At 57.9% G+C, this 7,586-nt stretch carries 6 protein-coding genes; all 6 read left to right on the top strand.

Translation table 11 applies throughout. The annotated features are described in order from the left end of the window. Positions 1-159: 159 nt before the first annotated feature. A complete protein-coding gene (locus VL547_RS18920) occupies positions 160-999 on the top strand; it encodes a DUF6089 family protein (protein WP_325580831.1) in 840 nt (279 codons plus the stop codon). Positions 1,000-1,096: 97 nt separating this feature from the next. Beyond that, positions 1,097-3,679, top strand: a complete 2,583-nt coding sequence (gyrA, locus tag VL547_RS18915) for a DNA gyrase subunit A (RefSeq protein WP_325580830.1) — start codon at positions 1,097-1,099, stop codon at positions 3,677-3,679. Between the two features lie 48 nt (positions 3,680-3,727). Beyond that, complete coding sequence (locus VL547_RS18910; protein ID WP_325580828.1) at positions 3,728-4,987, top strand: hypothetical protein; 1,260 nt, start codon at positions 3,728-3,730, stop codon at positions 4,985-4,987. Positions 4,988-5,271: 284 nt separating this feature from the next. Further along, positions 5,272-6,045: a hypothetical protein gene (locus tag VL547_RS18905; protein ID WP_325580826.1), complete on the top strand. Its 774-nt coding sequence runs from the start codon at positions 5,272-5,274 to the stop codon at positions 6,043-6,045. After that, entirely contained in the window at positions 6,046-6,642 is a 597-nt protein-coding gene (locus tag VL547_RS18900) for a hypothetical protein (protein ID WP_325580824.1), read from the top strand. It begins immediately after the preceding gene. Next, the coding region (locus tag VL547_RS18895; RefSeq protein ID WP_325580822.1) for a hypothetical protein at positions 6,639-7,586 on the top strand (948 nt) is incomplete at its 3' end. The genes VL547_RS18900 and VL547_RS18895, both read left to right, overlap by 4 nt.

Raw genomic sequence — 7,586 nt, 5'->3', positions numbered from 1 at the left:
ACCCCGCTCCGACCATTTTCTTGCAGGCTTAGGCGCCCACACGGACGGCTCACGGACGCCGACACGGATGGCCAGGCGTGGTAAAAAAGGGGTTTGTAGACAATTTACGACCGCGAAAGACGTTATAGTTGATTAATTTAGCGACCAAATTTATACCCTGTGCGATTCATCCTTTCCGTCGTTCTCGTAACGGTCATGACGACCTACGTGCGAGCCCAAAGTTTCTTCGTCAATGTCGACGCCGGCGTAGCCAACTACGACGGGGAGCTCCAGCAAAAGCGTTATACATTCAGCCAGGCGCACCCTGGAGGCGGGCTGGGCATAGGGTACGAGGTTTCACCCCACGTCATCCTGAGCACCGGTTTCCTGTTCACCGAGATCTCGGGGGCCGACAAAAACAGCTCCAATCCGGGGGCCGTGGCGCGTAACCTGAGCTTTAACACGAACATCTTCGAATGGAACTTCCGGGGCGAATACCAGTTGTTCGACCTGTCGGACCGCTCGCTGTCACCCTATATTTTTGGCGGTCTGGCGGTGTTCCACTTCAATCCCTGGGCTACCGACCCCACCGGTAACAAGGTATACCTCCACCCCCTGAGCACCGAAGGCGAGGGCCTGGCGCCCGACCGGCCGGTCTATCACCTTACCCAGGTCGCCATCCCCATGGGCTTCGGGCTCCGGCTGAAGCTGTCGGATAACGTCCGGGTGGGGTTGGAGCTGGGCATAAGGAAGACCTTTACGGGCTACCTGGACGACGTCCACGGCAACTATTTCGACGAGGCCACGCTCTTCAACGCCAGGGGCCCGGAGGCGGTCACTATGGCTTTCCGGTCAAACGAGCTCCCGGCACATAGCAACGCCACGTATCCGCCCCCTACATGGCGCCGCGGCACCGGGGGGGACGACTGGTACTATTTTACGGGTATCAGGATCAGTTTCAGGATAGGCGGCACGGATTATACGCATAACCACATGGGTTGCCCGACGAGGATACTCTAAGTGTGCTAAAATAGTGAGAAAAAGCCAGCTTCCGGCCCCCCGGAAGGCTGGCTTTTTGCGTTGAATTCGATACCTTTGCACACTTTCAATTCAGACTATGGATCAAGTGGATCAAACGTTGGACGGCTCCCAGGAGCAGGGGGGTAGGATTATACAGGTCAACATCGAGGAACAAATGAAAACGGCCTACATCGACTATTCGATGTCCGTTATCGTGAGCCGCGCGCTCCCGGACGTCCGGGACGGCTTTAAACCGGTGCACCGGCGCATCCTCTACGCGATGAACGAGCTGGGGATGACGCACAACAAACCCACCAAAAAGAGCGCCCGCGTCGTCGGTGAGGTGCTGGGTAAATTCCACCCCCACGGGGACTCCTCCGTGTACGACGCGATGGTGCGGATGGCCCAGGAATGGAGCATGCGCTACATGCTGGTGGAAGGCCAGGGTAATATGGGGAACCAGGACGGGGACGGGCCGGCCGCCATGCGTTACACCGAGGTCCGCCTGCAAAAGCTGACCGACTTCGTCCTCCAGGACATCGACAAGGATACGGTCAATTTCCAACTGAACTTCGACGACTCGCTGGAAGAGCCGACCGTGCTGCCCACCCGGGTGCCGCAGCTCCTGGTCAACGGTTCCAGCGGGATCGCGGTGGGTATGGCCACCAATATGCTCCCCCACAACCTCGGGGAGGTGATCGACGGTTGTATCGCCTATATCGACGACAACGAGATCACGATCGACGACCTGATGAAATACGTCAAGGCTCCGGACTTCCCGACCGGCGGCATCATCTTCGGTATCGAAGGCGTAAAGCAGGGTTTCCGCACGGGCCGCGGCCGCGTCGTCGTCCGGGGCAAGGTCCAGGTCGACACCAAGCCCAGCGGGCGCGAACAGATCGTCATCACCGAGGTGCCTTACCAGGTCAGCCGGGACACGCTGACCGACCGCATCGGGCAGCTGGTGAACGACCGCACCATCGAGGGTATCGCCCACGTCAACAACGAATCCAACAAGAAGGAAGGCACGCGTATCGTCCTGGACCTGAAACGGGACGCCGTGGCCAACGTCATCGTCAACCAGCTCTATAAGCATACCGAGCTCCAAACCAGCTACGGGATCAACAACGTCGCCCTGTCCAAAGGTCGCCCGCGCATCCTCAACCTGAAGGACCTGATCTCCGAATTCGTCGAATTCCGGCACGAGGTCGTCCTGCGCCGGACGCGCTTCGAGCTGCGTGAAGCCGAAAAACGCGCCCACATCCTGGAGGGTTACCTGATCGCCCTGGACCACCTGGACGAAGTGATCCAGCTGATCCGCAACTCGGCTAACCCGTCGATCGCCCAGGACGGGTTGATGACCCAGTTCGGGATGAGCGAGGTGCAGGCCAAGGCAGTACTGGAATTGCGTCTCCAACGCCTGACCGGTATGGAGCGCGACAAGATCCGCGAAGAACACGCCGAGCTGATGACGCTGATCGCCGACCTGAAGGACATCCTGGATAACAAGGACCGTCAATTCCGGATCATCAAGGACGAGCTCACGGACGTCCGCACCCGTTTTGCGGACGAGCGCCGGAGCGAGATCCAGTACCTCGCCAACGAGATGCGGATCGAGGACCTGATCGAGGAGGAAAACGTGGTCATCACCATTTCCCACATGGGCTATATCAAGCGCACCCCCGCGGACGAATATCGTCAGCAGAAGCGAGGCGGTCGCGGCGTCATCGGGGGCCGGACCCGGGAAGAGGACTTTATCGAGCACCTCTTCGTGGCCTCGACCCACCATACGCTGATGTTCTTTACGGAAAAGGGACGCTGCTACTGGCTGAAGGTATACGAGATCCCCGACGGCGACAAGCAAAGCAAGGGACGCGCCATCCAGAACCTGATCCAGATCCCCCCCGACGACAACATCCGCGCGATCATCGACGTCAAGAATTTCGAAGACAAGGAATACATCAACAGCCACTATATCCTGCTCTGCACCAAGAAGGGCGTCATCAAACGGACGGAATTGGAAGAGTTTTCGCGTCCGCGCCAAAGCGGCGTCAACGCCATCACCGTGGTGGAAGGCGACCAATTGCTAGAGGCCCGGATGACCGATGGGAATTCCCAGGTGATCATGGGGATCAAGAGCGGGCGGGCCATCCGTTTTCCCGAGGACAAGGTCCGGGCGACCGGCCGCGGCGCCATCGGCGTGACGGGGATAGAGGTCGACGACGCCTCGGACGAGGTCATTGGCATGATTTGTGTCGATAGCAATGATACTTCAAAAAATGTCCTGGTCGTCTCGGAGAAGGGTTTCGGCAAACGCACGCCGGTAGACGAATACCGCATCACCAACAGGGGCGGGAAGGGGGTCAAAACGATCAACGTCACCGACAAGACCGGCTCCCTGATCGGGATGCTGGACGTCACCGAAAACCAGGACCTGATGATCACCTGTAAATCGGGGATCACGATCCGGATGTCCGTCGGCGCCATACGCGAGGCCGGCCGGAATACCCAAGGTGTAAAGCTGATCCGCCTGGAAGAAAACGACGAGATCGCGGCGATCACGCGGCTCGATGAAATGGAGGAAGAGGCCGTGCCCGGCGATGCGCCTTCTGCTACCGGAGAAACCGGCGAAGCTCCGGATGCGCCCGCGGCGGAGCAGGAAAATCCTGGGATTGAATAATTTGGGTATATTTAAGTTGAAAACATCAAACAACAACACTTATTCAACATGAAGAATTCTTTCTTAACCGCTCTGTCTGCCCTGACCCTGCTGGGGGCTACTGCACAGGACCTGAAGCAGGCTGAAAAGCAGATCGACAAAAAAGATTGGGCGGGTGCAAGGACAACGATTGACCAGGTAACGAGCGGCGACAAAGGAGCCAAGGACTACAAGGCATGGTATGACAAGGGCAAGGTGTACAGCCAGTTCGCTACCGACAGCGCGCTGAAGGGCCAGGTTCCCGGGGCCAACATGGTCGCCCTGGATGCGTTCAAGAAGTCCTACGCCCTCGACAGCTCGAAGGCTTCGATCGCGGCGGTGCTCGACAACAAGTATGCGTATATCGCCAACCTGTACAATACGACCTTCAACGAGACCTATAAGATCTTCCAGAAAAACGACTTCGCCGGCGCCCTGCCCGGGTTCGTCAATACCAACGAGATCGGCCGGTTCATCTACACGCAGCACATCGGGCTGACCGGTCTCGACACCGTCGTTACCTACTACCTCGGTTTCTGCTATATGAAGCTCGAAAAGAACGACAGCGCCACCTTCTACTTCAAACAACTGGCGGACGCCAAGGTGGCCGGCCAGGGTTTCGACCTGCCCTATCGCTGGCTGGTATATGTATACTCGGATAAAAAGGACTGGGACAACGCCCAGAAGTATGCCGCCGCCGGTAAGGCCCTTTATCCCAAGGACACTTACTTCGACGACGTAGCCATCCAGATGCTCAAGGACCAGGGTAAGACCGACGAGCTCCTCAAAAAGTACGAGGATGTCCTGGCCACCGACCCCAACAGCTACGAGCACCAGTACAACTACGGCAATACGATCTTTGCGCTGGTCTACGGCGTGGACAAGAAACCCGCCGGCTACCAGGAGCTGATCCAAAAGCTGGAAGCCGCCTTCACGAAATGCACACAGATCGACCCTAGCCGCCCGGAAGCCTACCTGGCGCTGGGTAAGTCCCACTTCAACCAGGCCGTATCGATCAACGACTCCCTGAAGACGATCAAGGGCACCACCCCCGCCGACGCCGCCGGCAAGAAGGCCCTCCAGGGCCAGGCCGAAGAACAGATCAAGGCCGCGATCACGCCCCTGGAAAAGGTTTTCGGCTTCTACGACAGCATGGCTTCGATGAAGACCGCCGAAAAGTCCAACTACAAGTCTGCCATCAGCCTCCTCGGGGATTGCTACCGCTATCTCGACAACAAGGAGAAGGCGAAGTTCTACGACGATAAGTATACGGCCGCGGACAGCAAGTAAGCGCCGGCCACCGGCCTATCGGTCCACCGGCGTTTTCCCCGCTTATCCGTGCGACCAGGCCTCTAAAAAATCCTGAGGGCCCGACTGGCCTCTTTTTCTCTGTTTTGCGTAGACGCTACGCAAAACAGAGAAAAAGAGGCCAGTCGGGCCTTCAGGATTTTTGGGCGCCTTCAGGTGCCGGCAATGAACGGCGGTCGTGCTCGTCAGGATACAAAATAATCATTTTGGAATTAGCTGGAATCCTTCTATTTTTAGTTACCCCTGGCTAAACCTCACCCACAGATATGAAATCCACTTTTGTTCTTGCCTTGCTGTGCGCCGCCGTAGCGGCGCGGGCGCAAAACACCTTCCCTTCCTCCGGCGCGGTGGGTATAGGGACCACGACACCCGCTTCGCCCCTGGAAATCAAAACCGGCGTTAATTGGGACGCCACCAGCTCCAATTATGCGGGCGCCCTTGACCTGGGGTACAACAACGACTATGGCGCGGGCAATCCCGCGCAATACCTCTTGCTTTTCCCCCAATTCGCCGGCAGTATCGTGAGCGCCGCGGGCATGAGCGGCGTCATCAGGGACTACCGGGGGATGGGCGTAACGTTCAACTCACCGTCGGAATACACGATCGTCGGCCAAACGGCCTATGGCAACTCTTATATCAACGTCATCCCGCGTTCAGTCGTCTCCGGTGTACTGACGGTGTACTCGGTTACCTATGGCGGTGTGGTCTACCTGGCCTTGCGCGGTCAGGATCTCTGCGGCTCCAGCGCCCACCTCACTTGTTCGGGGTGTTTCTGGAACGAGATCAATGGGGTGAAGCCACAGCTTGTGGCCTCCTCCTCGTGTACGAACGTATCCATCTTTACGGAGACCACCGAGCTCATACCCAATGCGCTTTCGGCCAATACGGAAAATTATATTGGCGTCGGCACTAATAATCCCGAGGAACCCCTCCACGTAGTCGGGCACGCCGACGCTTTGAATGTCGGGGGGCAATACAACGGGGACGCCGTTATCCAGGCCAATACCGGTGGCCGCACCGCCACGAGCGGTGGTGCTTAATTGGAATTTGCGATCCCAGCCAATTCCGACGGTTCCAATGTTTGGGGACAGGCACGGCTTATCGCCATACCGGGTAATACCGCCAGCGGGGACGCCACCGGAAAGCTCGTCGCCGGGACAAGACGGTATTTCAACAAATACAACACGGGCACTTCCTGGTACTATGGCGATGACCTTACCATCGACGGCTCCGGCAACGTGGGCATCGGGACGCTCAACCCCCAGTCCTTACTGGCTGTAGCCGGCACCGTGACGGCGAAACAGGTGACGGTGACCACCACCGGGTGGTCGGACTTCGTGTTTGCGCCGGGGTATGTGTTGCCGTCGCTGGATAGCGTGGCGGCGTATGCGCGTTTGCACAGCCACCTGCCTGGGGTGCCCTCTGCGGCGGAGGTCGAAAAGGACGGGCAGGACCTCGGGGAGATGAACAAGCTGCTGTTGCAAAAGGTGGAGGAGCTGACGCTGTACCAGGTGGATGCCAACAGGCGGATGGCCGCGGCGGAGGCGGACGCGAACCGGCGAATCGCGGCGCTGGAGGCGGAAAACGAGGAGTTGAAAAAAACGCTTCAGACGATAAAGGATAAACTACGCTTATGAGAAACTTTTTGATTTTGCTAGCTTGTCTCGCCTGTACGGGCGCGGCGGCACAAGTGTCCGGTTCCTTTGTCGTGGACGGCGACATCAATTCGTATTACCCGGTAATCTTCCAGGATGGCGGATTTGGTCATAATGAGCCGACCGACCTCCGAATCGGCCGGTCCAACGTACACCAGGACGCGCAGTGGAGGGGCGCGTTGATCAGCGATTTCCGGTTTCATACCACGGATTGGGGCAATGGCTCTCATTTTATAGAGGCGGATGTACGGGGCGACTATAACGGGGATAACACGTACGTCCAGTTTGTCGGCGGCTACCGGGACGTCAGTCTCGACAACGGCTCTGAAAGTATTTGTATATGGTTAAGGGGTGGTTCCACTACTTATTTTTATAATAGCAATTATGCGGTCAACCCAGTTGTGTACGATGGCGTTCAAAACGCCCTGCCATACACTATGGTCAACGACGGCACCCTGGGTGCAAAGACAACGGCTGATAGCTATGTCAACAACAATGGGCTGAACGTCGGGGGTCTGCTAACGGCCAACAACAACTTCAACCTGTATGGCGGCTCGGGCTATAATGGCATCGCGATGACCTCGGACTTATATTCGAACTATAGTTTTGTCGTCGGCGGCAGCATCACCGGCGGCGCGTGGGCGGGCAAATTCGTGATCAACTACCAAAACCACACCGGCACGGCGGCGCAGAACAACCCAAGGTTCACGATCGATTCGCTGGGCAATGTGGGCATCGGTACGCAAAATCCCCAATCGCTGCTGGCGGTAGCCGGCACCGTAACGGCGAAACAGGTGACGGTGACCACCACCGGGTGGTCGGACTTCGTGTTTGCGCCGGGGTATGTGTTGCCGTCGCTGGATAGCGTGGCGGCGTATGCGCAGCAGCACAGACATCTCCCGGGGATTCCGTCGGCGGCGGAGGTC

It is taken from the genome of Dinghuibacter sp. (assembly GCF_035492835.1).
Classification (GTDB): domain Bacteria; phylum Bacteroidota; class Bacteroidia; order Chitinophagales; family Chitinophagaceae; genus Dinghuibacter.
Note: the sequence above shows the minus strand (reverse complement) of the source record. Positions and strands in the feature narration are given on the sequence as shown.

Excerpts from the sequence above, each read along its gene's own strand:
- VL547_RS18910 (WP_325580828.1), top strand. The coding sequence starts at position 3,728 with ATGAAGAATTCTTTCTTAACCGCTCTGTCTGCCCTGACCCTGCTGGGG.
- VL547_RS18905 (WP_325580826.1), top strand. The coding sequence starts at position 5,272 with ATGAAATCCACTTTTGTTCTTGCCTTGCTGTGCGCCGCCGTAGCGGCG.
- gyrA (WP_325580830.1), top strand. The coding sequence starts at position 1,097 with ATGGATCAAGTGGATCAAACGTTGGACGGCTCCCAGGAGCAGGGGGGT.